Origin of the sequence: Psychrobacter cibarius (assembly GCF_904845955.1) — a bacterium.
GTDB classification, from domain to species: Bacteria; Pseudomonadota; Gammaproteobacteria; order Pseudomonadales; family Moraxellaceae; genus Psychrobacter; species Psychrobacter cibarius_B.
Window position 1 is genome coordinate 493,391 of record NZ_CAJGYX010000001.1, and the last position, 26,890, is coordinate 520,280.

The 26,890-nt window shown below is 43.6% G+C and carries 22 protein-coding genes and 1 pseudogene; 12 read left to right on the top strand and 11 right to left on the bottom strand.

What is annotated here, in order from left to right; all coding sequences use genetic code 11:
- The first annotated feature begins 256 nt into the window (after positions 1-256).
- The 3 genes from JMV76_RS01940 to xseB all read left to right on the top strand — a co-directional run bounded on the left by JMV76_RS01940 (position 257) and on the right by xseB (position 2,681).
- On the top strand, positions 257-625 hold the full coding sequence (locus JMV76_RS01940; RefSeq protein ID WP_045446124.1) for a hypothetical protein: 369 nt from the start codon (positions 257-259) through the stop codon (positions 623-625).
- Positions 626-858: 233 nt separating this feature from the next.
- Positions 859-2,373 carry an exodeoxyribonuclease VII large subunit gene (xseA, locus tag JMV76_RS01945; protein WP_201501411.1) on the top strand — a complete coding sequence of 505 codons (1,515 nt, stop codon included), beginning with the start codon at positions 859-861 and terminating at the stop codon, positions 2,371-2,373.
- Positions 2,374-2,435: 62 nt separating this feature from the next.
- A complete protein-coding gene (gene xseB, locus JMV76_RS01950; protein ID WP_201501412.1) occupies positions 2,436-2,681 on the top strand; it encodes an exodeoxyribonuclease VII small subunit in 246 nt (81 codons plus the stop codon).
- 7 nt (positions 2,682-2,688) lie between these two features.
- Here the strand turns inward: xseB and pncB are convergent, their stop codons facing one another.
- The 6 genes and pseudogenes from pncB to JMV76_RS01980 form a co-directional block, all read right to left on the bottom strand.
- Entirely contained in the window at positions 2,689-3,930 is a 1,242-nt protein-coding gene (pncB, locus tag JMV76_RS01955) for a nicotinate phosphoribosyltransferase (protein WP_201501413.1), read from the bottom strand.
- 87 nt (positions 3,931-4,017) lie between these two features.
- Positions 4,018-5,114 (bottom strand): annotated as a pseudogene (locus tag JMV76_RS01960) (RNA-guided endonuclease InsQ/TnpB family protein).
- 327 nt (positions 5,115-5,441) lie between these two features.
- Entirely contained in the window at positions 5,442-7,256 is a 1,815-nt protein-coding gene (gene msrAB, locus JMV76_RS01965) for a bifunctional peptide-methionine (S)-S-oxide reductase MsrA/peptide-methionine (R)-S-oxide reductase MsrB (protein WP_201501415.1), read from the bottom strand.
- Positions 7,257-7,545: 289 nt separating this feature from the next.
- Positions 7,546-8,457 (bottom strand): ATP-binding cassette domain-containing protein, encoded by a 912-nt coding sequence (locus JMV76_RS01970; RefSeq protein ID WP_201501416.1) that lies wholly within the window; start codon positions 8,455-8,457, stop codon positions 7,546-7,548.
- Between the two features lie 75 nt (positions 8,458-8,532).
- Positions 8,533-10,464 carry a glycine betaine ABC transporter substrate-binding protein gene (locus tag JMV76_RS01975; RefSeq protein WP_201501417.1) on the bottom strand — a complete coding sequence of 644 codons (1,932 nt, stop codon included), beginning with the start codon at positions 10,462-10,464 and terminating at the stop codon, positions 8,533-8,535.
- A 368-nt stretch (positions 10,465-10,832) separates the two neighbouring features.
- Positions 10,833-12,317 carry a coniferyl aldehyde dehydrogenase gene (locus tag JMV76_RS01980; protein ID WP_201501418.1) on the bottom strand — a complete coding sequence of 495 codons (1,485 nt, stop codon included), beginning with the start codon at positions 12,315-12,317 and terminating at the stop codon, positions 10,833-10,835.
- 602 nt (positions 12,318-12,919) lie between these two features.
- Here JMV76_RS01980 and lipB point away from each other — a divergent pair.
- The 3 genes from lipB to JMV76_RS01995 all read left to right on the top strand — a co-directional run bounded on the left by lipB (position 12,920) and on the right by JMV76_RS01995 (position 15,121).
- A complete protein-coding gene (lipB, locus tag JMV76_RS01985) occupies positions 12,920-13,753 on the top strand; it encodes a lipoyl(octanoyl) transferase LipB (protein ID WP_201501419.1) in 834 nt (277 codons plus the stop codon).
- Positions 13,754-13,961: 208 nt separating this feature from the next.
- Entirely contained in the window at positions 13,962-14,492 is a 531-nt protein-coding gene (locus JMV76_RS01990) for an inorganic diphosphatase (protein WP_201501420.1), read from the top strand.
- Between the two features lie 161 nt (positions 14,493-14,653).
- On the top strand, positions 14,654-15,121 hold the full coding sequence (locus JMV76_RS01995; protein ID WP_201501421.1) for a hypothetical protein: 468 nt from the start codon (positions 14,654-14,656) through the stop codon (positions 15,119-15,121).
- Between the two features lie 138 nt (positions 15,122-15,259).
- On the opposite strand, the gene JMV76_RS02000 is transcribed toward JMV76_RS01995, so the two are convergent.
- From JMV76_RS02000 to JMV76_RS02010, 3 genes are all read right to left on the bottom strand, one after another.
- Positions 15,260-15,766, bottom strand: coding sequence for a BLUF domain-containing protein (locus JMV76_RS02000; RefSeq protein WP_201501422.1), 507 nt, complete (start codon positions 15,764-15,766; stop codon positions 15,260-15,262).
- A gap of 399 nt (positions 15,767-16,165) precedes the next feature.
- Entirely contained in the window at positions 16,166-16,558 is a 393-nt protein-coding gene (locus tag JMV76_RS02005; protein WP_201501423.1) for a MerR family transcriptional regulator, read from the bottom strand.
- Positions 16,559-16,623: 65 nt separating this feature from the next.
- Positions 16,624-19,101 carry a heavy metal translocating P-type ATPase gene (locus tag JMV76_RS02010; protein WP_201501424.1) on the bottom strand — a complete coding sequence of 826 codons (2,478 nt, stop codon included), beginning with the start codon at positions 19,099-19,101 and terminating at the stop codon, positions 16,624-16,626.
- A gap of 150 nt (positions 19,102-19,251) precedes the next feature.
- Between JMV76_RS02010 and JMV76_RS02015 the strand changes: the two genes are divergently transcribed.
- Positions 19,252-19,446 (top strand): heavy-metal-associated domain-containing protein, encoded by a 195-nt coding sequence (locus JMV76_RS02015; RefSeq protein ID WP_201501425.1) that lies wholly within the window; start codon positions 19,252-19,254, stop codon positions 19,444-19,446.
- A gap of 141 nt (positions 19,447-19,587) precedes the next feature.
- On the opposite strand, the gene cadR is transcribed toward JMV76_RS02015, so the two are convergent.
- The gene (gene cadR, locus JMV76_RS02020) at positions 19,588-19,998 is read right to left on the bottom strand and encodes a Cd(II)/Pb(II)-responsive transcriptional regulator (protein WP_374190032.1); all 411 of its coding nucleotides are present in this window, start codon (positions 19,996-19,998) and stop codon (positions 19,588-19,590) included.
- 152 nt (positions 19,999-20,150) lie between these two features.
- Here cadR and JMV76_RS02025 point away from each other — a divergent pair, with 152 nt between their 5' ends.
- Entirely contained in the window at positions 20,151-22,304 is a 2,154-nt protein-coding gene (locus tag JMV76_RS02025) for a heavy metal translocating P-type ATPase (RefSeq protein WP_201501426.1), read from the top strand.
- A gap of 115 nt (positions 22,305-22,419) precedes the next feature.
- Here the strand turns inward: JMV76_RS02025 and JMV76_RS02030 are convergent, their stop codons facing one another.
- Positions 22,420-23,400: a GlxA family transcriptional regulator gene (locus JMV76_RS02030; protein WP_201501427.1), complete on the bottom strand. Its 981-nt coding sequence runs from the start codon at positions 23,398-23,400 to the stop codon at positions 22,420-22,422.
- A gap of 108 nt (positions 23,401-23,508) precedes the next feature.
- Between JMV76_RS02030 and JMV76_RS02035 the strand changes: the two genes are divergently transcribed.
- The 4 genes from JMV76_RS02035 to JMV76_RS02050 all read left to right on the top strand — a co-directional run bounded on the left by JMV76_RS02035 (position 23,509) and on the right by JMV76_RS02050 (position 26,816).
- Complete coding sequence (locus tag JMV76_RS02035; protein WP_201501428.1) at positions 23,509-24,054, top strand: cysteine hydrolase family protein; 546 nt, start codon at positions 23,509-23,511, stop codon at positions 24,052-24,054.
- Positions 24,055-24,147: 93 nt separating this feature from the next.
- Entirely contained in the window at positions 24,148-25,062 is a 915-nt protein-coding gene (locus JMV76_RS02040) for an MBL fold metallo-hydrolase (RefSeq protein ID WP_201501429.1), read from the top strand.
- Between the two features lie 92 nt (positions 25,063-25,154).
- Complete coding sequence (locus JMV76_RS02045) at positions 25,155-26,222, top strand: LLM class flavin-dependent oxidoreductase (RefSeq protein WP_201501430.1); 1,068 nt, start codon at positions 25,155-25,157, stop codon at positions 26,220-26,222.
- 315 nt (positions 26,223-26,537) lie between these two features.
- Positions 26,538-26,816 carry a peptidylprolyl isomerase gene (locus JMV76_RS02050; RefSeq protein WP_060490868.1) on the top strand — a complete coding sequence of 93 codons (279 nt, stop codon included), beginning with the start codon at positions 26,538-26,540 and terminating at the stop codon, positions 26,814-26,816.
- Positions 26,817-26,890 lie beyond the last annotated feature (74 nt).

The following is a 26,890-nucleotide window of genomic DNA, read 5'->3' on the forward strand; positions in this document are numbered from 1 at the left end:
CAAGTGATTTGCTGTGTCCTAGTACCGCTTATTTTCATTTTCGCTCATCATAAGTAAACGTCGCCCATGAATATATGATGAATATGTGCGGTCTCTGCAATACCGCACACAATAACCGACTAGACACCCCAGAGCCGAATAGGGTAGATTCATCATAGTTGTTGAGCCACCTATGGACGGATACGTGCATGGCGTAACCTCAACTTTGCTGTGATATTCAACTTTATGTATGACTGACAGACATTAGGAATCGTTTATGAATACTATTAATAAAACCGCTGCACTGACTGCTACTTTGGCGGCAGCACTCGCCCTAAGTGCTTGCCAAACTACGCCTTCATCACCAGTTATCCAGCGTGCCAACTCTATTTATGAGACGACTGGCATCGCTGATAGCAAAGTAAAAGCACAGCAAAATGCGATAGACAGCGCACAAAAGACTTGCAGAGGTAAGCAAGTTATTATCGTCGATGACAAAGTCACTTATAACGGTATTTTAGATGAAAATACTGGTCGGATGATTGGACAAGCCAGTGCCGTCCTCGGTACGATCCTTGGAACGGGCTCGCCGAACTTATCACGTGACGACGATTACGAGTATAAAATCAACTTTCGTTGCCAATAAAATAATTATTATTTCATAAAGCACTTATTTGGCAGCTTGCTATTTAATAAAGTATCTTGTTATTTAATAAAGTATTTAGCCAACCAATCAGCGATAAGAATATATTAGTCGCTGACGGGTTGGCTTCTCTTTTTGTGTGCTCGCTTTTGGGGTAAACTACCCTTTCTGATTTTTTATGACTCTTACTCTATAAACAGCCCGTTTTTAAGCTCCCTCACTTTTGGTCTATTATTATGCGCAAACCCAACCTGTCAAATATGAAACCAGCTAAGGTATTAGCGCCTGCTAAAAACTTAGCGACCTTGGAGGCCGAGTTAGCTGAGCAAGAAAACAATATTGAAGTCAATTTAGAAGATACCGTTCTGCGGTTAAGTGACTATTTGTCAGCCGTTGATATGGTTATCAAACAGACCTTTAACCACCGTGTATGGGTGAAAGCAGAGATTCGTAATCTATCTAGCAAAGGCGGGCATTATTACTTTGAATTAGCAGAAAAAGATGATGACGGTAAGGTCATTGCTAGCTGCCGCGGCAATCTTTGGCGCTTTAAAGCAGCACGCGTCTTAGCAAAATTTGAGCGCGCAACTGGCATGCCCCTTGATCGTGATTTGACGGTATTGCTCAAAGTATCCGCAGGCTTCCATGCGCAATATGGCTTCTCTCTCACTATTGAAGATATTGACCCTAGCTACACGTTAGGCGACTTGGCACGGCAGTATGCGGAGATGGTCGATCGCTTGACGGGAGAAGGCTTATTAAACCTGAATCAACAGCTGCCTGTTCCGTTTGATATTGAGCATGTGCTGGTCATTGCCCCTGAAAAAGCCGCTGGATTAGGTGATTTTCAAGCCGACGCTGATCGCTTAGCGCGCACAGGTGCCTGTCATTTCCATTATCATAACGCGACCTTTCAGGGTAATCATGCGCCAAGCGAAATCCGCCAAGCAATCGTTAACGCCCAACAGCAGTTTTTTGATATTTATGAGCACCTGCCAGACTTATTAGTCATTATTCGTGGCGGCGGTGCGGTCGGTGATTTAGCCTATCTAAATGATTATGAATTGGCAGCATTGGTTGCCGAGCAGCCCATTCCTGTCTGGGTTGGCATTGGTCACGAGCGTGATAAAGTTATCTTAGATGAAGTGGCGCATACTAGCTTTGATACCCCATCGAAGGTGATTGCCGCTATCATGACGCATTTAGCCCAGCTCGTCACTCAAACGCTGCAATATCAAGCGCAAATCAAACAAGCGGCTCAGCGTCAATTAAACACCGCTGAACAACAAACGACACGCCAGTTGAGCCAAATACAATCACAGACGATTAGTCAATTAACCGCTCTGCAAAAAGACAGTGATTATGCGTGGCGTAGTATTCAGCAAAGCGCCCAGCGACAGGTCAAGCAAGCCGCCAGACTCACCAGCGAGCTACGCACACAGACTCAAGCGGCTGCCTATCAGCAGTTAACAGTGGCTGCTAGCGCCAGTCAAAATAACCAAAAAACGATTATGCATTCGGCACAGCAGCAGTTAATACAAGCACAGCGTGATAGCGAACATCTGCGTGATATTGTGCTCCTGCACCGTCCTTCTCGGGTGCTCAAGCAAGGCTATACCATGCTTACTGATGCAAAAGATAAGCAAATACTGACCAGCGGTACGCAGCTCCATCCAGAACAAACGGTGCACATCCTCTTAAAGGACGGTAAAGCAAAAGCACAGATTATTGACGTAAATATTAATAAATAAGAAGTACAACCTACCGTCGATTCAACTTAGTCAAAGACTTTATTTTAAAATTAGGAAACCTTATGACAACCCCTACTCGTAAACGCAAAAAAGCCGCCCCAAAAACCTTTAAGGCGGCTTATGATATTCTAAAAACCAATGCCGCTGAATTACAGCAACAAGATGAGCCAGATATTGATAATCTGATGACCTCAGTGGAAGAGTCAATTGCTGCTTATCGCGTTTGCGAAACCCGTATCAATGCGGTACAGCAAGCACTAGATGCCGCCTTCGCTGAAGAAGATAAAACAGAGAGTAGCGACAGTTAAGTCAATTCTATTCAGGCTCATCAACCTCAAATACTTGGCGCAAATAGGCAAGATACGTGTCATTATTGATCATGGTCTTGCCTGGACTGTCTGACAGTTTAGCGACCGGCTGCCCATTGCATTCAACCAACTTTAAGACAATATTTATCGGGGTGATACCCATATCATTGGTGAGGTTGGTACCAATACCAAAGCTGGTCTTTATTTGACCTTTAAAATACTGATGTAAATCCCAAGCTTTATCCAAATCTAAGCCATCACTAAAGGTTAGAATCTTCGTTCTTGGGTCTATTTTAAGATTTTTATAATGAGCAATCGCCTTATCACCCCAGATATACGGGTCACCGCTATCGTGACGTAAACCATCGAAAAGCTTGGCAAAATACAAGTCAAAATCGCGTAAAAACGCATCCATGCCAACGACATCTGTCAGCGCAATACCCAAATCGCCGCGATACTCATGTACCCATGCTTCAAGCGCCGCTTTTTGTGAATCACGTAAACGCACATCCAAAGCCTGAAATGCCTGCATAAACTCATGTGCCATCGTACCTATCGGTGTCATTCCCAGCTTTTTTGCTAAATACACGTTGGAAGTACCGCTCACTATTTTTGGTTCAGCTTTATGCAAGGTCTCAACCACATGGGCTTGCCAAGCTTTGCTAAAACGTCTGCGAGTACCAAAATCAGCGATGATTAATGGCGGCGTATTAGCATCACATTTTGCCTGCTCTGTCGCATATTGATGCAACAATGTGACTTTTTCATCCAATCTGCGCTGACCTTCTTCAATCACACTGGCATTCGATAGCGCATCAAAATACAGCTCATTAACGATGGCGAGTACAAACACTTCAAAGAACATCGCTTGAATCATCGGCCCTTCGATGTCGATAAATAAGCGACCTTTATCATCCGTACTGACGGTAATAAAACGACGTTTCAACTTAAACAATTCTAGATAGTCAACGAAGTCTGAGCGCATAAAGCGCAAACCACGTAAGTACTCTAGTTCATCCTCTAAAAATCGTAATTCACATAAATTGTCTAACTGCTGCTCTAGATCATCTTTAATATTAGCCAATGAATACAGCGTGTCTTTGTTATTACGGCAGCGAAAGCGATAAACACCATGTGTCTGTGGAAACTGATGCAGCATGGCTTGCAGCATCGTAAATTTATATAAATCATTATCGAGTAAAGAGGTAATAATAGGTTCGAAAGGTTTAGAGGTATGAGTAACGGTCATGTTACAGCCTTAAATACAAAAATGAAAAGCCGCCAAACAAATCCAGCGACGAAATAGGTATACATAACTTTGACTTCCTCCCCGCCCTCAAAGGAGGGGGATTCCTACTAAAGACGGCCAAGCCCGACCGCGAGAATGTTTTTTGCTCCATTAACGTCTCTGTTATGGGTCGTTTTACAAGAACGACAAAACCATACTCTTATACCAAGCGCTGATCTACCTTTCGGACTATCTTGGCGAGAGCCGCAACACGAGCAGGTTTGGGTGGTGTACGCTTCATTCACTTCGATATAGTGGCAACCTGCGTTCGCGCATTTATAATCCAGTTGCCGCTTAATTTCAAACCAACCTGCGTCATAGACTGATTTGGCAAGTTTGCCCTTAGTGAATGATGTTGATTTTATTTTACCAACAACAATTAGGCTGTTGGCTTTGACAAGCTTTGATGTGAATTTATGAATGAGGTCTTGACGAGTATTTTTAATCTTGGCATGAATGGCCTTGACCCGCTTTTTATTCTTAGCTCTTTGAGCAATGGCCAGTTTTTCAGCGTATTGATGAGTGATTTTGGTTTGTAGTTTGTCGCCATCACTATTGACTGCTGAATCTTTGCAGCCTAAATCAATACCGACCTGACCAGTGCCACACGCTGTTTTTGGAAATTCTTTAACCGTCACACAGACGTACCAGTGACCGCGATTGTCCTGTACCAATTCGCAAGTATTGATGGTGTAGAGCGCTAAGTTATAGCTGTCCCATAGGTCAATAGTGAGTTTTTTACCTTTAGCTAAGCTGAATTGCAGGGTGCTTTTTAGACACTTTTTACCACTTTGGCGGGTGCTGATATGCTTAATAGCGGTCTTTTTAAACGGAATCCAACCAAGAGAACTACGTTTGGCTTTAGGATTATTGGTGCGCCAGTTGAGTTTGGTTTTTTTAAACTGTTTACGAGCCTTGGCATGGGTTTCGGTCACTGCTTGTAAGGTTTGGCTGTGTAGGTTTAGATATTCACCCGCACCTTTGGTGTAAGTAGCCAAATCATAAGCCGAAAAGAATTGACCAGTACGCTTGAGGTGTTTAAAACTTAGCTCATTGACGTAATTCCAGACAAAGTTAACCGACCCCGCTAAGATATTTAGCTGAGTGGCATGTTTGTCTTTGATGCGTAGTTTGAGCGTTTTCATGGGGTAATTATGATCTCAATGCATTTGGTTATCAAGGTATGTTCAATCTTAGATGACAACGGTTGACGCCTGATATCCACGCCCTAGAAGGACGTGGTTTTACGGCGCTAGATGATAAAAGTATTAATAATAGAAAACGCTCAGCTTTTGAGTATAACGAAGTTTGGTTGGTTTTTCATAACTCAACGGCTATAACAGCAAAAATACAACGATAATAAAACGAACCATCATGCTGTGATAGTAATTATACTCAAGGCATCAATCATAAAAAAGACGCTAAGAATTATCTTAACATCTCTATATAAAGTCGATTATCAGTATTAATAGTTAAGGTTTTGCAGGCTTAACCAACTTCACTAATGGCGCATAGCCTGACTGCGGCATCACATCGACTGGAATAAACTGTAGCGCCCCGCCATTGATACAATAGCGCAGCCCGCCACGATCTTTTGGCCCATCAGGGAATACATGACCCAGATGTGAGTTTGCTACTCGCGAGCGAACTTCAGTACGTACCATATTAAAAGCGGTGTCTTCATGCTGAGTAATGACTTGCATATCAATCGGTTTAGTAAAGCTTGGCCAACCACAGCCAGACTGGTACTTATCGGTTGATAAAAATAAAGGCTCACCGCTTACAACATCAACATAGATACCCGGCGCAAACAAGTCATCATATTCATGACTAAAGGCGCGCTCAGTACCGGCATCTTGCGTGATATTGTATTGTGTTTTAGTCAACGTATTTTTCAATGCATTTTTATCAAATCCTGCGTAACGCTTAGGATTTAAGGTCTCAGCAACGGTACTTACAGGTGCAAGCTTGGTACGCACAGTCCCTTCTGGCTTATCATCGGCAAGGCTTAAATCAACATGACAATAGCCATTTGGATTTTTTGCCAGATAATCTTGATGATACATTTCAGCTAAGTAGAAATTGTCTAGCGGCTCATTTTCTACCACAATTTTTTGTTTATACTGGCTTTGCACAGGTTTGAGGGCAGCATCAATCACTGCTTTATCTTCTTTATCGGTGTAATAAACGCCTGAGCGGTACTGCACACCGCGATCATTGCCTTGTTTGTTGAGGCTGGTTGGATCAATCACGCGGAAGTAGTATTTTAAGATAGTATCAAGGTCTGTTTTATCCGCATCGTAGGTTACTTTGACGGCTTCGGCATGACCTGAGCCACGAATCACTTGCTCGTAGCTTGGATTGGCGGTATCACCGTTGGCATAGCCTGATACAGCGTCGACCACACCCTCGACCCGCTCCATATAAGCTTCTACGCCCCAAAAGCAGCCGCCCGCCAAGTAGATTGAGCGCGTATTAATCGTTTTGCCTTTATCGTTATAATAAACGCTATCTTTTTGTTTGATGGTTTCAATCTTGCTGTTGTTGTCTAAGGTTTGCGCGTTTGCTGGTTTAGCACTCCCTGCTTTAAGCTCAGCAAAATCATTATTGGCATTTTCAGCAAGGGCATACGCTTGCTCTGCCGATATATTGCCTTTCACCAAATGCACCAAGTTGCCGCTTTTATCGAGTATCGCCCAGCTTGGATAAACTTGCACGCCAAGCTTATTAATCAGCTCGCCTGAAGCGTCAGACAATACTGGTAGCTTTGGATAGTCTGCTTGGACGCCTGCATACCAAGTGCTAAAGTCGCCATCGGCTTTTTCATTTAGATGACCGGGACTGACAACTGTCACAACATTTAAATCAGCGAACTTGGGATCGGTACGCCATTCTTCGGTTTCTGCCAACGTGCCCAAGCATAATGGGCACCAGCTTGCCCAAAATTTAATCAATGTCGGTTTATTAGGATCAATGACTGCTGTCCCCGTGTCACCTAAGCCTTTTGTCAATTGCGGCAGCGCTCGCATTTGCCCAAGCATATCGGAAGGCAGCATGTCACGTGAGCTAGTCACTCCACTGTTTTGCTTGGCTGATTTAGTCGTGCTACTTGCATTGCTCTCCGCACTACTCATTTGTCCACAAGCGACCAGTATGCCAGCACTCAGTACTGTCGTGACACCAACGGCACTGACATTCTTTAGCCAACGTGATGAATCACGTGGTGAGTCTGTCGCTAACTTATTAGTATGACTACGATCATTATGGCGAATTTTCTTATGCGGCATGCGAGGTCCTTTTTACGAAGTCTTACGATCATAAACTGAGTTTTTATGCTCGCTCATGGTCTTCTTACGTGGTCAATGAGAGTGGATAAATCGAGATTTTAGCAAAGCTAATACACTATTAGAGTATCTCAATAGTATACATCGATGATGGAGTTTACTTTAATAGTAACTTATGGGTTGCTACACTTTTTTAACAACAGTGTAAGAATAATGATATAGACAGAAATCTATCATTTTGCAGGTGTAACTTATAAAACAACATCTAAAAAAACGTCGTATTCTTTTTAAATTAAATTTTAGCACCCATAAATTGAGCCACATAATCATCAGCTGGGTTGTGACGCAATTCACTGGGTGTATCCGTTTGTACCAAACGCCCACCACTTAAAATACTAATCCGCTGACCGACCTTAATCGCTTCATCGATATCATGAGTGATAAAGACGATGGTTTTGTTTAGCCGTGCTTGTAGCTCAAGTAGTTGGTCTTGTAATTGGGCACGAATGAGCGGATCAAGGGCAGAGAAAGCCTCGTCCATCAGCAATATCGGATTATCGGTTGCCAAGGCACGCGCCAGCCCTACACGCTGCTGCATCCCTCCTGACAGCTCATCAGGGTAACTTTTCTCCAAATTTGCTAGCCCAACTTCATTAAGCCAATGCCGAGCAACCTCGTGGCGTTCTTTGATACTCATTTTTCGTACTCGCAAGCCGTAAGCGACGTTTTGCAGCACCGTCATATGTGGCACCAAACCAAAATGCTGAAAAACCATACTGATTGTCTGCTGGCGATAAAGCTGTAGCGCTTTATCATTTAGCTCTAAAATATTAATAGCAGGCGATGACTTTCCATTTTCTAATAAATCAGGAGAGAGTTTGGCATTAGTGGAGGGCCTAGCTCTTCTAGTAGACGGCTTGGCATTAATCGAAGCATAAACCCATATTTTACCGCTGGTTGGGTCAATCAAACGATTGATATGGCGTATCAAGGTTGATTTTCCCGAACCTGACAAGCCCATAATACAATGCAGCTCACCTGCTTTAACGCTTAAATTGATGTCATAAAGCCCGACCGAATAGCCTGTTTGCTCCTTTACCTGAATACTATCCATACCTTCTGCTAATAATGCCAATGCAGCCTTTGCTTGCGAGCTATTGGCATTATAAATCTTGCTGATATTTTCCAATTGAATATGGTTCATGATGGCTCTCATTTTTATTTTTCTAGTTATCATTATGATTAGGGCGTGTTGAACATTCGACCATGGCACTGATAATCAACCAATAGGATGCCTGCCAGCATCAATGGTTTTTTGCCGAGCACGCTTACCTTGACCGAACGCTTGGGTGATACGGTCAATGATAATGGCAACGATGACAATCGCCGTGCCTGCTTGCAAGCCCTGACCGATATTAAGCGTTTGAATCGATTGCAACACATCTTCGCCAAGACCCGGTGCGCCAATCATAGACGCGAGCACCACCATAGAGAGCGACATCATCACCGCTTGATTCACGCCCGCCATAATACTGGGTAATGCTTGCGGCAATTTAATCCAAATGAGCAGCTGCAAGTGTGTGCTACCGAACGAGCGCCCTGCTTCGACCATCTCGTGATTGACTTGGGTAATCCCTAATGTCGTCAGCCGAATCAGTGGCGGCAAGGCATAAATAATGGTGGCAAATAGCGCAGGCACTTTGCCAATCCCAAATAACATCAATACGGGTATCAAATAGACAAAACTTGGCATGGTCTGCATCACATCCAGTATCGGCGTCACAACCTTGCGAAGAATTTTACTGCCCGACATAGCAATGCCAATAGGAATACCAATCACGACGGTCACCAACACTGATACGATGAGCAGTGCCAAAGTATCAATTAATGCGCCCCATAATCCAAATGCGCCAATGAGAAACAATCCGGCGGCGCATGCCAGTGCAAACCAGATTTCACGGACGCCAAACCATGCCAATACGCTCACAAGCGCAATGATAAGCCAAGGCGGCATAGTGGTTAATAGACGCTCAATCGGCAGCAATAGATATGTTAACGCCATGGTACTGACGGTACGAAACACATCGCCATAATTTTGGACAACGCTTGCTAATGTATTATTAAGCGGCGTCTCAAGTGACCAAGAAGGAAAGCTCGATAATGAGGTCGATCGATTAGTGCTAGAGGCGGTTGCATCCGCAGTAATAGCCTCGCCCGTTAAGCTGATGCCTAGCTTAGCAGCAAGGTTGCTGGCTGCTTCATCAGACAACCATGCTTGCCAGACGCTCGGATATTTACGCAAAAATGCTAGTGCTTGCTCATCGCCACTACGTTTATTTTCACTCATCTCCAAGATAGCGCCATTGAGCTCATCGGAGCTAAACTGAACTTTTTTAAAGACATCAGCAAGCTCTGGATTGGATTCAATAAAGGGGGTAGATACTGCGATACCTAAAGGTGAGACAGGGAAACCAGACACACAATCGGCGGTGCCATCCGCTCGTAACAAGTCTTGCCAACAAGCGTCATCATGGGCAGGGAACTCTAGTGGCGCAAAGTCATATTTTGCCATCAAGCCCGTAGGCTGCCAGTAATAAAATAGTAGTGGCTTATGTTGCTCAAAAGCAGAGGCAATCTCAGCGTCGAGCGCCGCTCCAGTGCCGGGATGGGCATTATTAAAGATACTGTCCAAACCTGTATTTTTCAGCAAGCGAGTATTGAAAATCTCACACGTCCAACCAGATGGACAATTCATGAAGCGTGATTTGCTAGGGTCTTCGGGATCTTTAAACAGCTCAGCATATTTAGGCAAATCTTGATAGCGGCGTAGACCTGGGTTTTCTTCTAATACATATTCGGGTACATACCAACCTTGAGTTGCGCCGCCCTTCAGCGTATCTCCAATAACTGCCTCTTTATTCTGCTCGATGGCTTGTTCCATAATTGGCGAGCGTCCAACCCACTGCTCCCCAATCACTTGAATGTCGTTTTGTGACAATGCCGTTTCGAGTGCAGGACCAGCACCCGGCACCTCTTCAATTGTACAATCATAGCCATCTTCAGCGATGTACTTAAGCACCCCAGAGATAAATTGACCGCTCTCCCATGTCAGAGCGCCAAATTTGATTGGTGATTCGCAGGCTGCTGATGCCGATACTGGCAGTAACAACACGCTCATGCATAGTAAACTTAACGCAATCCATTGGCGCATAAGATGTCCTATTTATAATTTTTATTATGGAAATGAACGCCCAAATCAATAATAGTAGTACTTTACGCCAAGCATGTACTGCTTATGACTCATTTAGTCGCTGATGGCTCATTCAGTCGTTGAAGACTAGGCAACGTCTTCATCTAAAACTAATATTGCAATCGTTTAGGCTTACTATAAAGTGTAGCGATTTATAGACAAGATGACAAATGCTCATTAATTTTTTATCGCTTACTTTTATACAAAAAAATAGCACCTATTGAGATAGATGCTGTTTTTTAAAGTTGCTTATATGATTGCTCACAATGATTAGGTATTTTTGTTTACTTGAACGAAAGTTATGTCAACTTTGCTCGCTTTAGCATTTGTTATTTTAAAAACATTGCCATGGCTTTTTTAAACAACCCGCCATAAGGTGGCAACAACAAATTCAACCCATTTAACTTGGATTGTACAAATACTGGTTTCATATGGCTAAGACGCTCGAATCCCGCTTTACCATGGTAAGCACCGGTTCCTGAATCGCCAACCCCGCCAAACGGTAAGTCATGCTGGGCAACATGTATCAGCACTTCATTAATACATAGGCCACCAGAGACCGTATTGTTACGTACTTTCTCTAGGGCGTTGTAGTTATCACCAAAAACGTATAACGCCAGTGGGCGTGGTCGCTCGTTGACAAAATGAATGGCATCATCAAGCGTATCGTAATGCATCAATGGCAAAATCGGCGCAAAAATCTCGTCCTGCATCACATCACTATCAGGGGCAGGCTCACTCACGATGACAGGCGGCATTAGACGCGTTTCGATATTAGACTCAGCATCAGTGAGCTTATGAATCCCGTCGCTCGATAATGCATCTAGATAGCCTTTGACACGCTTAAATTGCTCGCCATTGATAATACGTGAGTAATCTGTATTGCTCTCAATATTTGGATAGTGCTTTTCCATCCACTCTTTTGCTAAACGGATAAACTCTTCATGATATTGGCGTTGAATCAGTACATAATCAGGGGCAATACAGGTCTGACCCGCATTTAGTGTTTTGCCCATCATCACACGATTGACAGCGTTTTCTAAGTTTGCGCCCTCTAACACGACGACCGGTGATTTACCACCCAGCTCGAGCGTGACGGGTGTTAAGTTAGGAGCCGCCGCCGCCATGACTTTTTTGCCCACAGCTGTAGAGCCCGTATAAAGCAGATGATCAAAAGGCAGCTCACTAAAAGCAACCGCAATGTCTACCTCACCCAGTACGACACAAATCATGTCTGGTGAAAAATAACGAGCAATCGCACTGGCAAATGCTTGGGCGAACTGCGGTGCCGCTTCACTCATCTTGATCATAACTCTGTTGCCAGCAGTGAGTGCATCAATCATCGGTCCTACTGCTAAAAATAGTGGATAGTTCCAAGGCACCATGATACCAACCACGCCCAATGGCTGAGGCTGGATTTCATTATGAGCTGGCATATACAGCGCTGAAATAGAAGCCCGCTGAACTTTCATCCATTTTTTACCGTGCTTTTTGGCATGACTGATGCCAGTAAAGCTAGGAAACAACTCGGCAAACTGGGTCTCTGATTCGCTACGATAACCAAAGTCGGCACTGATCGCTTTGGCGAAACTGGCTTGGTTATCGCTAAGCATAATTTCCAGACTGTCTAGTTGGGTTTCACGAGTGGCCCAGTCATTGATTGGCTGCGTGCGACTGAGTGTTTGTAAGCGTAAAAATTGCGCTCGCATCTCATCAACCGTATTAGCAATACTAGGCGATTTTGGCGCAGGTTGCTGCAACATATCCATGTCGATTGAGGTCTGCTCATTCATGTTTTGATTATTATCTGTCATTTATCTTCCTTGTCATCTGCGTTGGAGTCAATATACTCTATTGGGTTAGAGACTCTGTATTTCTAGGGCTTGTCCTCATTTTAAAAATGGTGATAAACATGAGATAAATTGCCGTCAAACAAGGAAAGTAGCGCAAATAATATCGAGATATTAATAAGCTATTTGACGATGTTTGGCAAAATTTAGCCATTTTCAGCCCATTTAGAAAGTAATCGATTGAATTGAGGACACGCCCTAATCAGCGGGTCACATTGATGGCAACCCCTGAACATAAGTAATGCGATTCCATTCATTGCACTTTAATGTAGCGCATCAACGAATCAATGAACAGCACATTAAGTTGACTCCTGCGTCTGTATGAAATAAGTGTCTAGAAACACGCATCACAATGCTAGCAATTTCATATTAAGCACTGAGAAATTTTGCTTATTATGGCTACTCCGTTAGGGCATTTATCAGTGTTTTGATTGTTGAGTTTTACAGCGTGACCAGAGATAATCTTGGGTACCAATCGCAAAAACTGCTACACTCACTATCGATATCACGACTGGATATCAGTGATACACCTCTTCGAACCAGACCACAATAAGACTGCGACTCTCATGCAAAACACCACGCAACAGCTTAATGACACACTGATCAGCAAATCTCTAACAACAGCCGATTACGTTCCCACTCTCGATGCGATGCTAGCACGTACACTTGCGCGTATTGACTTAAAAAAACAGCAAGGACTGCGCACACCTGACGAGTTATGGATTGTCGATCACAATGATGTCTATACTTTAGGGCAAGCAGGTAAAGAAGAGCACATCTTGCAACGTACCAATACGCCTATTATAAAAACGGATCGCGGCGGTCAAGTGACATGGCATGGTCACGGCCAGCTGGTTATTTATTGGTTGTTCGATTTGAATAGCTTGGGCTGGAGTGTGCGCAACTTGGTCTCGCATGCCGAGCAAGCAATCGAAGACGTTATCAATGACTGTTTGCAAAATCCTGCTTCATCAGACACAACAGCCATCAGCGCCCATGCGCGTCGTGACGCACCCGGTGTTTATCTATATGCTGATACATCTGTAGCGGATGACAGTGACAATACCGATACCGATGCACCAGCCAACAGTACCTCCGTCGATGATAAAATTATGCTTGGAAAAATGGCATCGTTAGGCTTCAAAATTAAACATGGGTTTAGCTATCACGGTATTGCGCTTAATTTAAATTGTGACTTGTCCGCATTTAATGCGATTAATCCGTGCGGCTATGCAGGGATGCAAATGTTACGGTTATCCGACTTTGTGGCTATGCAAAAAGAGTCAGATGAACAAACTGGTGAAGCCTTAAGCTATGAGCAAGTGACCCAAAAACTTATTGATAACATTGCTAAGCGTCATGCTGGACTCATTGAGCTACGCGCACTCGCACCCAAGTGAGTTCTTTGAGTCCATTTTTGCATAATCTTTTTTTGCATAATATCGTGCACGCTTAGACTTAAGCATTGTGAGAAAATTTGAGTCAAACTTGTTATAATCGCAGGCGGCACATATTGGGCACAGTGATAATATCGCAGTGCCGCGACGTTATTCTTTTATCATCACTTATTATTCAAGCACTTAAAACAAAAGCAAATTGGAGTACTTTATGGCAGATTTTAATAAAATTTTGGACGCAGGCGATGTAGACGGCGGCATTATCAACGTAGTAGTAGAAATCCCAGCTGGTAGCAGCCATAAAATTGAGTGGAATCGCGAACTGGCGGTATTTGAGCTTGATCGTATTGATCCACAGATTTTTGCTAAGCCTTGTAACTATGGTTTTATCCCGCAAACGCTTGACGAAGATGGTGATGAGCTTGATGTGTTATTGCTGACTGAGCAGCCACTACCAACTGGTATTTTCTTAAAAGCCAAAGTCATTGGTGTGATGAAATTCGTTGATGATGGCGAAGTCGATGATAAGATCGTCGTCGTACCTGCTGACGACCGTGATACAGGCAATGCTTATAACAGCTTGGCTGATCTACCAAAACAGCTAATCAACCAGTTAGAGTTCCATTTCAGCCACTATAAAGATCTGAAAAAACCAGGCACTACGGTCGTTGAATCTTGGGGCAATGTTGCAGAAGCAAAAGAAGTCATCAAAGAGTCTATCCAACGCTGGAAAGACCTATAGTCTATCAAAAATTGGCAGAAATGCTAATAAAGGATAGCTATTAAAATGCCGCAGTCATTATCGTGATTGCGGTATTTTTTTGATTGAATATTACTACTGTAAAATGGTTATAATAATCAACACTATCGATGCCTATTTTTCATATCGCCATAAGGACAGTCATGTTTAACCCCGACCCTAGCTCAAAATCAGTCAATCCAAAGCTGCCAAGAGACGTCATCATGATGATCGAAAAAAACAATTTAGTGATGGCGATCAAGACTTTGGCGGCAGATGAAGGCATTAGTATGGATGACGCCAAGAATAGGATTGATGCCTATGAGACACAATTAAAGGTAAAGCAGCAGCAAAAACTCAACACTATCGCCAGCAAGCAAGGCATTCCTAACCATGCTATTAGCTTTGATAGAGAGCAAGGTGCTGAGGATGAAACTGGACAGCTGATAAAAAATCGCGTCAAAACAACTAAGCAAAGTCGAGGATTCAAGAGCCTACAAAATGGTGTGGACAGCCAGCTTAATGATTTAGGCTATAAAAAACCGCTGATACCCTATTGGCTGAAACGGCTATTGGTAATTGCCATCATTATGGCTGGATTATTTTGGATATTATGGCGGGTATTTGGTTAACTAGGATAGGATGTTGTCGTGTTAAATTTTTTATAGTCTGTTTTAAGTGGTTCCATTATAGCAGTCTGTTTTAAGTAGTCTGTTAATGGGTTTTTGGGGTGAAACGTCTGGTTCCCTTGGGGTATACCTTAAACTAAATCACACATGCTTTTGAAATTTACTGAGTTCTTTATTTTTAAAGACATCCTCGATAAATCCCATGATTTGAGTTCTTTTCATTAAATAAGGGTTAAAATCAGCACCTGCAGAGAAGTTTTTAAGTGTGTATTGCTCATCTTGAGCACTTGACGTTAAATATTTTATTAAAAAACCATCCCATCTACGCACCTCTCTTTCCTCAATATCGATGATATTAGGTAGGAGATGCGAATATTCATTAATCAGTTTTGCTAAAAGCTTATTAATAACAGGTCTCGTACCCTCAATATTTTGAATTAAATAATCATCATTAATGACAAGTGCCGTTGTCACATTAAGTTTTTCATTATTTCTTCGCCATTGCTCAAGAATGCGAGCTAATAATATCCCATTATTTTTACTTGTGTTTTTACCAATATAAGTTAGGCTCATAAGAATATGTGCACCATCTATATCCATATCTATGCTATTCCGTTCTTCTAATGCACAATCTAGAGTTCTCTGCATAAAATGCTCAATTAATAAAGGTTGATTTAAGTCAAGATAATACTTGTTGAGGTATTACTGAATCAAGATTCTTTCTGTATTGCAGCTTCTCTTCATTTACATAGATATATAAACTATATACCAACGATTTCGTAGTCATTAAGTCCATATCTAACACTAGCAGTTCGAAGCCTGTATAGCTCACCGATCATAGGTAGAATATGTATGGTAAGTACACCGTGAAGTACACTATGGTTATTTCAGTGAGTTAAAACCTTAATACCATTAGCTTACAGCCTAGTATTCGAGTCCTCACTAGGGTACCATAGCCTTAATTTTTTCTGAAAGTATTCTTTTAGACACATGTTTTTTCAGACTGAGATATGCATAAAAAACAGGTAAGATTATATCTAATTTACTTTATTTACTCTGTTCAAGATCTTTTAGTATGGCACAATCTGCGTTTGCATCACCTGAGCAATGATCAGCAGAAATCTGTAATAAGCTCACCATATCTTGTAATTGAGCTATTTTTTGGTTCAAAGTTACGATATGTTGCAGTGTTAATTGTTTAACATCAGCACTCTGCCGATCTGTATTTTTTCGCAAATCAAGCAACTCTTTCATCTGTTTGGAGGAAAAACCTAAATCACGAGCCTGTCTCAAAAAGCATAAGTCTTTTATATCTTGTTTAGAATACATTCGATACCCTGAATTTGAGCGTTTTACGGCATCAAGCAACCCGATTTGTTCATAATAGCGGATCATTTTGGGAGAGATTCCCGATAGCTCTGACGCTTGACCGATATTCATAACTTTCCTCCTGATATAAAAAGGGTTAAAGCCAAACAGCTACTTTAACCCTATCTTAGTACAATCTATTCTTTAATCGTTGGCACCTGAAAGTACTTTAAGCGTAAGGCATTACCTAGCACAAAAACAGAAGATAGGGCCATTGCGCCTGCTGCAAAAATGGGGGACAACAAAATTCCAAATGCTGGATATAAAACCCCTGCGGCAATTGGAATTAAAGCAATGTTATAGAAAAATGCCCAAAATAGATTTTGTCGAATATTTTTGATGGTGGCCTTACTTAAAGCAATCGCATTAGGAACCCCTTGTAAACTACCCGACATCAACACTACATCTGCGGCTTCAATTGCCACATCTGTCCCTGTCCCAATCGCCAGACCGACATCAGCTTGAGCAAGAGCGGGTGCATCATTAATACCATCACCAACAAAAGCCACTCGTCCATATTGTTGCTGCAGTTGACGTATCGCATCTACTTTTCCATCAGGCAACACTTCTGCGATCACTTGATCAATATGTAATTTTGCGGCAATCGCTTGCGCAGTATGGCGATTGTCGCCTGTAATCATTGCTACTTTTAATCCCAGTTGATGTAAACCTGCAATCGCGGCATAAGTGCTGTCTTTAATAGGATCTGCAACGGCAATAATAGCAGCCAATTTCTGATCAATCGCAATATATATGGGGGTTTTAGCTTCTTGTCCTAAGTGCGCGGCTTCGTCTTTAAAGGGCGTAACATCAAGTCCTAATTGCTGCATATAACGATCAGCACCAATATGAACGGCTTGACCTTCAACTTCTGCTTTGATTCCAAATCCCGTCACAGAGTCAAAAGTGGTAATCGGTAATAAGCTGATATCTTGTTGCTCTGCAGCATGAACAATGGCTAGGGCAATGGGATGTTCAGATTTTGCTTCAACCGATGCCACAATACGCAAGACTTGCTCACGTTCGAACCCTGGTTGGACATAAAAGTCTGTTAAGGTTGGTTTGCCTTCAGTCAATGTGCCAGTTTTATCGACAGCAATGACTTTTACTTCCTGTAAAGCTTGTAACGCTTCACCTTTGCGGAATAAGACGCCCATTTCTGCGCCGCGACCTGTACCAACCATTATGGATGTAGGGGTTGCCAATCCCATTGCACAGGGACAAGCAATGATTAGGACGGCAACGGCGTTGACGAGACTAAACGTCAACGCAGGGTCAGGACCAAAGATAAACCAGACTATAAAAGTGAGCATTGCTAAGAGCATGACCATGGGGACAAACCACATAGTGACTTTATCAACCAATGCCTGAATCGGTAATTTAGACCCTTGAGCCTGTTCAACCATGCGAATGATTTGTGCCAATACCGACGATTCTCCGATAGCAGTCGCCCGAAAATTCAAGGTCCCATTCTGATTGACCGTTCCTCCGACCACTTGATCACCGACTTGTTTTTTGACAGGCACGGGTTCACCTGTAATCATGGATTCATCAATATAACTTTGACCTTCAACGACTTCACCATCGACTGGAACACGCTCACCGGGACGAGTCTCAACAATCGTTTCTGTGGTCACTTCTGCAATCGGCACTTCAATCATTTGCCCATTGTGGTGAACACGTGCTGTTTTTGCTTGCATACCCACTAGATGTTGAATGGCTTGAGAGGTACGCCCTTTGGCTTTTGCCTCAAAATAACGCCCTAATAAAATTAAGCTTACAATCACAGCGGCCGCTTCGTAATAAACATTCACAGTGCCTTCAGGTAGGACTTGTGGAGTAAATGTAGCGACTAGTGAAAAACTATAGGCCGCCAGTGTGCCCACAGCCACCAATGAATTCATATCTGGAGCAAAGCGCCATAATGCTGGAATACCTTTTTGATAAAAACGTCGCCCTGGAAAGATGAGTACCAGCGTGGTCAAAACAAATTGAATCAGCCAGCTTTGTTGCGTGCCGATATTGTCCATGACCCACATATGAAAAGCTGGAATCATATGTGACCCCATTTCTAGAATAAAAACAGGCACAGCTAGAATTAAAGAGATCGTCAAATCTCGTTTCAGCTGCTGCTGTTCCGTGGCTTTTTTATCCTGTTGAACACTCACACTCTGCTCAATCTGCTTAGCCGTGTATCCTGCTTTTTTAACGGCTTGAATCAAATCGCTGCTCTGTACTTGAGCGTTACCTTGTATCCATGCTCGTTCGGTAGCAAGGTTGACGTTTGCTTGTTGTACGCCCTCGACTTTTTTTAAGGCTTTTTCTACCCGTCCAACACAGGAAGCACAAGTCATACCTTCTATCGACAGCTCAATCGGCTGAGAGGCCAAGATCTTATAACCGGCTCGTTCTACGGCTTTGGTTACTGCGATAAGGTCTAAAGGTTGAGACGAGGAAATCATGGCGTTTTCAGTCGCTAGATTCACCTCAGCATTTTCAACACCTTCAACTTTTTTTAATACTTTTTCCACCCGTCCCACACAGGAAGCACAGGTCATACCCTCAATTGGCAATGTTTCATTGTAAAGATAAGACTTACTATTTTCTGAGTTCATAACACCCTCTATCATGTTCAATCTGTTATCAACAGCATAGAGGTTGACATGATGGTAAGGTCAAGCCTGTTTTTTAAAATATGTTTGACCTTACCATCATGACAAGGCTTAAGCTTAGTGATGAAATAAAAACTTATTTGGAGAAAGGCTATGAAACTATGGATTGGAAACATGAAATGTGGCGGCTGTGCTCGTGGTGTGACAGCCATCATTCACGATATCGACTCAAACTCCAAGATTGACATTGATTTAGTAGCCAAAGTGGTCAGTATCGAAACCATCGCAAGTGTTGAGCAGATGACGGCTGCTTTAGCAAAGGCTGGCTTCCCTGCACAAGTGCAATGAGTCAGTCTGATAGACGCGCAGTCTATACGATTAACAGAAAGGATTATGGGCTGAATCATTTTGAATTTATTGACCACACGCGTTTGGTGATAGGTCTACTTTTACGTATGGAAAGTGGATAATGTTACCAAAATGAATACTTTATTTATGACAGGAGTTATCGGCAAGCGCATGCAATATTCCGCAGGATTCAGCCAGCGCTTCACTTGCGCATTTTTGCCGCAACGCTAGTAGATGTTGCTTTAACTGAACCAATTCTTCCATACGTGTTTCTACCGCATCGATATGCTCATCCAATAGCACATTGACCTCACCGCAGTTTTCCTCAGGTTTATCTCTATACTGAAGCAGGGTTCGTACTTCATCCAAAGTCATATCGAGCGTACGGCAGTGCAGGATAAATTGTAGACGCTCAAAATGCACCTCATTGTACAAACGATAATTGCCTTGGCTACGCGCAGGCTCTGGTAATAACCTCTCTTTCTCATAATAGCGAATGGTTTCGACCGTCGCCCCTGTGCGCGTGGCAAGCTCACCAATTTTGATTAGCATGTGTATCTCCTTAAATAGTATTTTCTATTATCTAAAACAATAAAGTAACTATAAGGTTTGCTGATAAAAAATCAAACCCCTTTGTCGTTAAAAGCCTTGACCCTGAAGCTACTATAGGGTCCATAATGTCTTTAATAAGAGGATAAATAACTATGCAATATCATATTGAAGGTATGGACTGTGCCAGTTGTGTTGGCAAAATTGAGCGGGCACTAACACGTATGCCTGGTGTCTCTGCGGTTCAGCTAAACTTTTCGACTCAAAAGCTAGAGTTAACTCTAGAACCTGATACAAGTACTGACGTTAAAGATATCGAAAAGACTATTAAGCGCTTAGGGTTTGGTATATTGGCGTTAACGAGTCAACAAAATGAGATGGGTATTGATGGTGGTCAAGCAGCGGTAAACGATCAGCGCTGGTGGCAAACCATAAAAGGCAAACAGGTCGTTGGTAATGGGCTTTTGATGAGTGCCGCATATATGTTGTCTTTAATTTTCCCTGAATATGGCGCATGGGTTTTTATTGCCGCTGTGGCTATCGGTGTCCTACCATTTGCCCGTAAAGCTTTTGCACTGGCGTTAGTAGGTTCGCCTTTTTCAATTGAAATGCTCATGTCTGTTGCGGCTATCGGCGCCCTTATCATTGGAGAGGCAGAAGAAGCTGCTGCCGTGGTGTTCCTATTTTCGGTTGGTGAGCTATTAGAAAGCGTCGCAGCTGATCGTGCGCGCGCTGGCATCAGAGCGTTATCATCACTAGTGCCAAAGACGGCTATTTTATTGGACGCGCAAGGACAACAATGTCAGGTGGCAGCGACTGCATTACAGATTAACGATAAGGTGCTTGTGCGTCCCGGTGATAGAGTTTCTGCTGATGGGGTGATTATTCAAGGGATATCTAGCCTTGATGAGTCACCTGTGACAGGAGAATCTGTTCCTGTTGCCAAAACCATAGGCGCTGAGGTCTTTGCTGGATCTATCAACGTTGATGGGGTACTACAAATACGCGTAGAAAAAACAGCGGCAGATAATACGATTGCGCGTATTATTGAACTTGTGGAGCAGGCGCAAGCGTCCAAAGCACCGACCGCACGCTTTATTGAAACCTTTAGCCGATACTATACGCCTATCGTTATGGCGATTGCAGCGCTGGTCATTATTATCCCACCTCTACTGATGGGAGCAGAATGGGGAATATGGTTATATCGCGGTTTGGCGCTATTACTGATAGCTTGTCCTTGTGCTCTTGTACTGTCAACACCTGCCGCTATTGCCTCAGGTTTGGCTGTCGGCACGCGCCATGGACTGCTTATCAAAGGCGGTAATGTCATGGAGTTGGTGGGTCAGGTCAGTACTGTGGCTTTTGATAAAACGGGTACTTTGACTGAAGGAAAACCACGGGTAACCGATGTTATTGGTTTTAAAACAGCGCATACCGCTGCTGAGGGTCAAGATAAACTACTGTCACTGTTTGCAAGTGTCGATGCTACCTCCAGTCATCCACTTGCTATCGCTATTGTGGATCATGCCAAAGCCGCTAAGGTAGTGATACCGGATGCCTCTAATGCTTTTGCTACGGCAGGCAAAGCCGTTCATGCCACTGTCGCTGGACGCTCTTTGGCCATCGGCTCACCAGTCTACGTCGCTGAGAAAGTGATGTTGCCAGCTGAGCAGCAGATTCAAATTGAGATGCTACAAAATGATGGTAAAACGGTTTCTATTTTGTTTGATGAGCAAACGAGGGAGGCGCTCGGATTGGTCGCTCTACGTGATGAGTTACGAGAAGATGCACAGCAAGCTATTGCACAGCTGAATAAAATGAACGTGCGCTCTGTCATGCTCACAGGTGACAATAGCCGTACAGCAAAAGCACTTGCTAGTCAGTTAGATATAGAGTGGCAGGCCGAGCTGTTACCTGAAGACAAGCTACGTCTACTCAGCGAGATGCAAAGCAATAGTAAAATAGCGATGATTGGTGATGGTATCAATGATGCACCCGCTTTGGCAGCGGCAGATATTGGCATTGCGATGGGCAGTGGCACGGATGTGGCGATCGAAACGGCTGATATTGCCCTATTAAAAAGCCGCGTGATGGACGTTGCTAACCTTATTGCCTTATCCCGCGCCACCATGAGAAATATCCATCAAAATGTCATATTTGCACTTGGGTTAAAAGGCATATTTCTGATAACCACTGTGCTCGGCGTGACAGGACTTTGGATTGCTGTGCTAGCAGATACTGGTGCTACAGTACTGGTGACGCTGAATGCATTGCGTTTACTACGTTTTAAAGGAGTGTCTTCCCGTTAATGATAGTTAAAGAATAAAACGGTTATGGCTACATCAGTGGCCGTTTTATTACATCTAACTCTTACCTATAAGCAGTCAATGTGCCTACCTTTAAAAAAATCATTACCTAAACCTATCACGCCTTATTCGTATTAAATCTGCGCCGATACTCACTTGGTGTCAAACCAACAATGCGCTTAAATATTTTACGAAATGCACTGGCATCACTATAACCCACCTTCCACGCTATTTGCTCAACAGGAGATGATGAGAACTGTAAAAAGTCTTTTGCTTCTCCGATGCGTAACCGCTGACAATATTCTGTGGATGTCATACCCGTCGCCTTATGAAAACGACGCAGAAAAGTACGCTCTTCTAACTGCGCACAATTGGCTAGTGTGGACAAATCAATATCTTGCGCCTCTGTTTTTTGCAGCCAATGCTGTACCTTTAATATGGCTGCGTCACCATGGGTGAGTATTGGAGAAAATGCACTGTAATAACATTGTTCACGCCTTGAGGGGTCGATTAACAACGCACGAGCGGTCTCATTCATCACCTGAGAACCAAGAAAGCGATCAATCATCCTAAGCCCCAAATCTGTCCAAGCCATCGCGCCACCAGCGGTCACAATATCACCGTCTTCGATAATAATACGATCCACATCAAGCTCCACATCAGGGAAACGCTGCTTAAAATCCTCTGCATAACCCCAATGCGTGGTTGCCTTGCGTTTGGAGAGTAGTCCTGTTTCGCCCAATAAAAAAGCACCAGCGCAGACGGACGACAGTATCATCCCTGTCGAATGCTGCTCTTTTAGCCATTCTAGCCAAGGTTCTGCCGCTTGCTTTGCAATCGGTGCTTCTAACGTGGGTGGAATGATGACAGCTGTTAATCTTCCTACGCTATCAAGATCGCTCAAAAAAGTGCGCTTAGGCTGCTGCTTAACGCCGCTAATCTCCCAGTGACTTACTTGTAGAGGCAGATCGGTTGTATCTTGACGTTTGGCGGCAATTTTACTGGCAACCGTCAGTAAATCAGTCAGTCCAAGGATAGCGGCCATTTGTGCTTTCTCATAGACGACCAACCCAATTTCAATCGGATTTTTATGACTCATATGTCGTTATTAACCTCTTATGTGTCGATGTAGCCACTCGTTAGTGTAGCACAGTGCTTGTAAAATATACGCCTATACAGTCACTTCCATAAACAAAGAGGCATTATTATGAACACGCAAGCATTGATCGTTGTCGACATTCAAAATGAGTATTTCCCACAAGGTAACTTATCACTCGTAGGTATTAATGAAGCCGCTGATAATGCCGCTTTGGTGATTGCGTCTGCTAAAGAAAAAGGTCATACCGTCATTCATATCCGTCATGAAATGCCTGCTGACGCACCAATCTTTACGCCTGGTACCGATGGTGTAGAGATTAATGAAAAGGTAAAACCAATAGAGAATGAAGCCGTCATCACTAAGCATTACCCCAATTCGTTCCGCGAGACCAATCTGAAAGAGCTATTAGATAAAGAAGGTATCAAAGAAGTGACTGTGATTGGCGCCATGAGCCACATGTGTGTGGATGCCACAGTTCGTGCTGCAGTGGACTTTGGTTATACAACCACTACGGTTCATGATGCCTGTGCCACGCTTGATCTTGAGTTTAATGGTACGAAAGTACCTGCTGCTCAGGCTCATGCCACCATCATGGCCGCGATTGAGTTTCTATATGGCGAAGTGATTGATACCCAAACGTGGATTGCGCGTTAATCCAGAGTTGTTAATCAAATCATGATTTATTCATGAAATAGACTTTTAAACCCTATTCCCATTAAGAAGAATTTCCTCAATAAGGTAACTATTATGAATATCGCAAAATCGCTGACCGGCACCACACTGTTAAGTGGCATGATGTTGTTAACGGCATGTACCACCTTTGCCAGTCCAGCAGCAAATTCTAACGCTGTAAAACAGACAGCGACCAATACCGTTGAATTTCAGCAAATCCGTAATGCCACGATCAAGCTTGATTATGCTGGCACCACATTTTTAGTGGATCCGATGCTAGCAGCTAAAAACGCTTATCCAGGGTTTGATGGCACAGTAAATAGCCAAATACGCTATCCAATGGTGGATTTGCCGATGACTGTTGCCGAAGTGCTTAAGGCGGATGCCATTATCTTGACGCATCTTCATGCTGACCATTGGGATGATGCCGCACGCAACCTCGTGCCTCGTGACATGCCAATTTTTACCCAAGATGCAGCCGATGCTGCAATCGTACGTAAAGATGGTTTTACCGATGTCAGAGTATTAACCGAGCAAGGCGTTGTATTTAAAGGCACTAAAATCAATAAAACCATCGGACAGCATGGCACTGATGAGATGTATAAAGTGGCGCCATTAGCTGAACTGCTGGGCAAAACGATGGGGATTGTGTTTCAAAAACCAAACTACAAGACCGTCTATGTCGCAGGGGATACCATTTGGGATAAGGAAGTAGAAGATGCGCTGACTCGTTACAAACCTGATGCAGTCATCCTGAGTACAGGCTATGCCAAGTTAACTACCTTTGTTGATGACTCTATCATCATGGGTAAAGAGGATGTATACCGCGCGTATCAATTCTCTCCTAATGCGCAGATTGTTAGCGTGCACATGGATACCGTTAATCATGCCACGCTAACGAAAGCAGAGCTTCGCCGCTTTATCGAGGAAAAACGCTTAGACAAGCAGCGTGCGCTTGTTCCTAATGATGGTCAGATCTATAAATTCTAGTGCTTGATGGCTGAGTCTTTAAATCTTTCTTATATGGCAATACCCAAAGTGTGTTGTCATGCATCGTTAATAAGGTAAAAATGAGATCGTTTATGAATATTCCAAATCATTCAGGCAACGCCCCTTTCGCTCTTTCGGTGCTCGACAATGCCTTCACCGGCGTTGGTCACACGGCAGAGAACACCTTTCAAGAGATGATTGCACTTGCAAAGCTGGCAGACAAAAGGGGTTTTCAGCGGTTTTGGATGTCTGAACATCATGCCATGCCGGGGGCTGCGGTTCCTTCGCCGCAGATGATGGTGGCTCGGCTGACTGGAGAAACTGAGCGCATTAGACTTGGTGCAGGCGGTATCATGCTACCCAATCATGTGCCTTTGGTCATCGCTGAACAATTTGGTATGCTCGATGCGATGGCGCCAGGACGAATTGATCTTGGTTTGGGACGGGCGGCGGGTACGGATGGCGCAACGGCGTCAGCTTTGCGTCGGCATCAGGCAGCAAACGATGAATTTCCTCAGCAAGTTGCAGAATTGTTGGGCTTTTTAGAAAACAGCTTTCCAAAAGACCATCCTTATAGTGAGGTTCATGCGGTGCCAGGTCCGTGGCAAGCTGAGCAAAACCGAGTGCCACCATCAAAGACCGCCACTGATGTTTGGATCCTGGGGTCATCGACTTATTCAGCCCACATGGCAGCACAGCTTGGCAGACCATATGCGTTCGCTCTACAGTTTGGTAGTGCTGATGTTTTAAATGCGATGCGCATTTACCGAGAAAACTTCCGTCCTTCAAAAATTCTAGCCAAGCCATATAGTTTGGTCAGTATTGGTGCGATTGCAGATGAAGATCCTGTAGAGGCACGTCGCCAATCAACATCGTCTGCCATGGCAATGTTAAGAATGTTCCAGCGCAAACCTTTTGCTTTGCTGCCTCCTGATGAAGTGGCGGCTTTTCAAGGCAATATGCAAGAGCGCCAGATTATTGAGCAGTATACCGATCAAACCCTTCATGGTACTGCTGATGAGGTCGCAAAAGGTTTAGAGGATCTTCAGGAGCAGACAGGGGTGGATGAGGTCATGATGGTGGTTCAGGGCTATTCGCGCCGCGCCCAATCGCGCACTGTTGAGCTAATCGCAGATCATTATGGTATGCCAAGTCACTAGATCCTGTTGGGAATAACGATATTAAAAAGTTAGCAAAGCGCTTAATGCCTAACCATTAGGCTTGATTGGGCTCGTAAGCTACCCTTGATTCTTAGCTCAGATCAAGGTGCGATTGATCTGCTCATGCACATCTACCCAAATGCATTGCACCGATGTAATGACAGCGACACTCAAAAGACACCGATTCTCATCCAAATAGTAGCCCCTGTGTAGATAATGAATTTTGAGAGAGTAGCGCATACAAGTGAAGTTAGCAACCAAGATAAGCCGTGATATAATGCCCCGATAATTGATATTTTATGAAAGGTTTACATTATGGCTCGGACAGCTAGCGCATTACACATTTTAGTAAAACACAAAGAACAGGCTGAAGATATTATTGCCAAGCTTCAAAAAGGCGCTAAGTTCGATGTGCTGGCGAAACGACATTCAACCTGCCCATCAGGTAAAAAAGGCGGCAGCTTAGGTGAGTTTCAACAAGGCGACATGGTACCAGCATTTGATAAAATCTGCTTCAGCGGCAAACTCTTCACCCCACATTTGGTAAAAACCAAATTTGGCTGGCATGTGGTTAAAGTACTTTACAGGACATAAGCGTTGGGGGCGGAGCTTTCATTATAAGCCGACTGACATATGCCTTAAACATTATCCTGACTCATACAGGATCT

Excerpts from the sequence above, each read along its gene's own strand:
- JMV76_RS01975 (WP_201501417.1), bottom strand. The coding sequence starts at position 10,464 with ATGCGCCAATGGATTGCGTTAAGTTTACTATGCATGAGCGTGTTGTTA.
- JMV76_RS02010 (WP_201501424.1), bottom strand. The coding sequence starts at position 19,101 with ATGAACTCAGAAAATAGTAAGTCTTATCTTTACAATGAAACATTGCCA.
- JMV76_RS02040 (WP_201501429.1), top strand. The coding sequence starts at position 24,148 with ATGAATATCGCAAAATCGCTGACCGGCACCACACTGTTAAGTGGCATG.
- cadR (WP_374190032.1), bottom strand. The coding sequence starts at position 19,998 with ATGCTAATCAAAATTGGTGAGCTTGCCACGCGCACAGGGGCGACGGTC.
- JMV76_RS01980 (WP_201501418.1), bottom strand. The coding sequence starts at position 12,317 with ATGACAGATAATAATCAAAACATGAATGAGCAGACCTCAATCGACATG.
- JMV76_RS02045 (WP_201501430.1), top strand. The coding sequence starts at position 25,155 with ATGAATATTCCAAATCATTCAGGCAACGCCCCTTTCGCTCTTTCGGTG.
- lipB (WP_201501419.1), top strand. The coding sequence starts at position 12,920 with ATGCAAAACACCACGCAACAGCTTAATGACACACTGATCAGCAAATCT.
- JMV76_RS01995 (WP_201501421.1), top strand. The coding sequence starts at position 14,654 with ATGTTTAACCCCGACCCTAGCTCAAAATCAGTCAATCCAAAGCTGCCA.
- JMV76_RS02005 (WP_201501423.1), bottom strand. The coding sequence starts at position 16,558 with ATGAATATCGGTCAAGCGTCAGAGCTATCGGGAATCTCTCCCAAAATG.
- msrAB (WP_201501415.1), bottom strand. The coding sequence starts at position 7,256 with ATGCCGCATAAGAAAATTCGCCATAATGATCGTAGTCATACTAATAAG.
- JMV76_RS02025 (WP_201501426.1), top strand. The coding sequence starts at position 20,151 with ATGCAATATCATATTGAAGGTATGGACTGTGCCAGTTGTGTTGGCAAA.
- JMV76_RS01940 (WP_045446124.1), top strand. The coding sequence starts at position 257 with ATGAATACTATTAATAAAACCGCTGCACTGACTGCTACTTTGGCGGCA.
- JMV76_RS02050 (WP_060490868.1), top strand. The coding sequence starts at position 26,538 with ATGGCTCGGACAGCTAGCGCATTACACATTTTAGTAAAACACAAAGAA.
- xseB (WP_201501412.1), top strand. The coding sequence starts at position 2,436 with ATGACAACCCCTACTCGTAAACGCAAAAAAGCCGCCCCAAAAACCTTT.
- JMV76_RS01990 (WP_201501420.1), top strand. The coding sequence starts at position 13,962 with ATGGCAGATTTTAATAAAATTTTGGACGCAGGCGATGTAGACGGCGGC.
- JMV76_RS02030 (WP_201501427.1), bottom strand. The coding sequence starts at position 23,400 with ATGAGTCATAAAAATCCGATTGAAATTGGGTTGGTCGTCTATGAGAAA.
- JMV76_RS02000 (WP_201501422.1), bottom strand. The coding sequence starts at position 15,766 with ATGCAGAGAACTCTAGATTGTGCATTAGAAGAACGGAATAGCATAGAT.
- JMV76_RS02035 (WP_201501428.1), top strand. The coding sequence starts at position 23,509 with ATGAACACGCAAGCATTGATCGTTGTCGACATTCAAAATGAGTATTTC.
- pncB (WP_201501413.1), bottom strand. The coding sequence starts at position 3,930 with ATGACCGTTACTCATACCTCTAAACCTTTCGAACCTATTATTACCTCT.
- JMV76_RS02015 (WP_201501425.1), top strand. The coding sequence starts at position 19,252 with ATGAAACTATGGATTGGAAACATGAAATGTGGCGGCTGTGCTCGTGGT.
- JMV76_RS01970 (WP_201501416.1), bottom strand. The coding sequence starts at position 8,457 with ATGAACCATATTCAATTGGAAAATATCAGCAAGATTTATAATGCCAAT.
- xseA (WP_201501411.1), top strand. The coding sequence starts at position 859 with ATGCGCAAACCCAACCTGTCAAATATGAAACCAGCTAAGGTATTAGCG.